Below are 2,339 nucleotides of genomic sequence, written 5' to 3' on the forward strand. Positions count from 1 at the left end.
TATATCGATCAGGATCTGCACTCCCTTGGCTTTTAATTGCTGATACAGCTCATCCACGTTTGCTACTTCAATGGTAAGATATACACCTTTTCCATTAAAGGCCGGTCTGAACAAAGGCTGCTGTGAAGCATGTTCCGGCAATAGAAAACTAATGGCCGAAGAGTTATCCGGTGTATGCAGCAACAGGTAAAAGTCGTTCTCAAACGTCACCCCAAAGCCTAATATGGCTGTATAAAATTGTTTACTCTCCGCAATTTTCGTTGTAATAATGCCCGCATTTAATTTCATCCTAACCGGTTTTGTTTGTGAATAAAGATGGGATATAAAAAAAGATAACATCAATAATAACAGTAATCGTTTCATTTGTTAATATTTACGATCACAAAGTTATGATGGCTGCAGACGCCAACATTGTAAAAATCGGACAAGTTATTTTTCGAAGACTTTCGATGGGGTAAGGCCGTACAAACTTTTAAACGATTTGATAAAATGTGCCTGGTCATAGTAACCGGCATCCAGATAGGATCGGTTTTTCAATACTTCCGGAGAGGATTGTAACAGGTGCTGGAACCGGACTACGTTGCTGAAAGCTTTGGGGGTATCGCCGATATAAGCCGCAAACAAACGCCGTAACTGCCGGCCGCTGATGCCCCGGGGCAAATCCTTTTCTATACTAACCGTACCAGCCGTACGCAAAATAAGGTCTATGGATTCGTATAACCTGCTGTCGGTGTGGAGGGTAGTTTTTGAAAGAAGCACCAGGAAGTGCTTGTCCAGCATCGCTTTTATGGCCGTTGCCGACGGATTGCCAGGTAATCCTTCTTTTAAAAACCGATACCCGGCAGGCGCCACCTCCTCCAAACGAGCTTCCCGATGCGCTAATGCAGCTGCATCCACTTTATATAACTGTGGAAACATGCCCGGCAAAAAACGGATACCTACGTAGTTAAATGCCGCTGGCAGCGGAAACTCCGTATAAGCATCACTGAAACCCATTACAAACGAAGTCGATGGGTGCTCCAATTCAAAAAAGATATCCATACAGCCATCGGCGACCACCCGGTAATGATAGGGCGCTGTTAAAGAATGTGCTGTTTTCAGCTGCCAGTAACAATAAATAAAATCCTGCAGCCGGATATCCGGTAAAAATTCCTGGTACACCACGTCGGCCCCCGCCTGTTTCACACAAGGCTGAACAGGGGAATAAAGCGCTCTGATGTTGTGTATCCTTTGCATGAAGAAATGAGTATACCCACTGCAATTATAAGGAAATCGCCTGAATATACGCCTTCCCCCAATTCCCCCATTTACCGATGCTTTTGGCCAGCGCCGCATTCAATTCCTTATTATTGACCGGCTTTCCCTTTACCGGTGGCTTAAGGGCATCTTCCTTAATATCATCTACCAATACTTTGGTGGCAAACCAGGTAATATGCTCATGCGGCAAGGCTACGCCCAGAATCATTCCCGGCAGCCCACTGAACGACTCCGGCCCTCCCGGGGTAGTAATGGCATCGGTATAAAATGCCACCACATAAACAGAATCCATGATGATGGCATTGGCACGCCTGCAATCGAACCCGGCTATTTTACGGGTTTCATCCGTAATCTTCCAACGGATGGGGCGAATAGAATCCTTCACCACAAACAATTGCTCAAACACTTTCTTCTGCGAAATGCTTTGCATGCTGTCCAGCCTGGAATACACTACATTCTCTTCCGCAGGCCCCGGACCCCAGAAAGGATTTTTAGTCCCGGTGGTGTTTTCCCGGCCCGGTTTATACAAAGTAGTATTGTTGGAAAACGAATAATCGAAGTAGGTAGTCTGGAATTGGTCCATCCCCTTTCTAAGACTTTCTGTCCAGGAATTTTCTTCCCCATTACTCAGTTGCTTCATCCTGGCCTGCAAGTTCAACTGCTTCTCATACTCAATACGTCCCTGCTGCAGAAAAACAGTATGCTGTGCCTGCACAGATAAAGCAAACACAATAAAAAGGGTCATCAGACTTAATTTCTTTTTCATAAAAAATTATTCTTTGGGCGCAGCAGCGCCTAATTTGTTAAAGTTCCAGATAAAAGACAGCAGTCCATAACGGCCAATGGTGCTATAGGTCGATTGTGTGATCCTGTTGGTAGATACCGATCTGTCAAATCCGATGTTCTGATTCAGGATATCATTCATGGAAAAATTGAGCTGCACCAGGTCTTTCTTTCCAAACTTCTTTGCCAAAAATGCGTTGACAATAGCTACGTTATTATTGCTGGTAAATACCGGTGTTTTCTGGCGAATCATGCAATTCATATCTGCATGCAACGTAAATTTCAGTGGCAGGAACAGA

Annotated in this window: 4 protein-coding genes; all 4 read right to left on the reverse strand. The window is 44.7% G+C overall.

Going from position 1 to position 2,339, the window contains the following annotated elements; all coding sequences use genetic code 11:
• Positions 1-288, reverse strand: a 288-nt coding sequence (locus VIP81_RS09430) for a VOC family protein (RefSeq protein WP_331958963.1), incomplete at its 3' end; no start/stop codon positions are given.
• A 141-nt stretch (positions 289-429) separates the two neighbouring features.
• Entirely contained in the window at positions 430-1,236 is an 807-nt protein-coding gene (locus VIP81_RS09435) for a helix-turn-helix domain-containing protein (protein ID WP_331958967.1), read from the reverse strand.
• A gap of 25 nt (positions 1,237-1,261) precedes the next feature.
• Positions 1,262-2,023 (reverse strand): GLPGLI family protein, encoded by a 762-nt coding sequence (locus tag VIP81_RS09440; protein WP_331958970.1) that lies wholly within the window; start codon positions 2,021-2,023, stop codon positions 1,262-1,264.
• Between the two features lie 6 nt (positions 2,024-2,029).
• On the reverse strand, positions 2,030-2,339 hold a 310-nt coding region (locus VIP81_RS09445; RefSeq protein WP_414649326.1), incomplete at its 5' end, for an outer membrane beta-barrel protein.

This window comes from Chitinophaga sp. (assembly GCF_036566945.1).
GTDB lineage: Bacteria > Bacteroidota > Bacteroidia > Chitinophagales > Chitinophagaceae > Chitinophaga.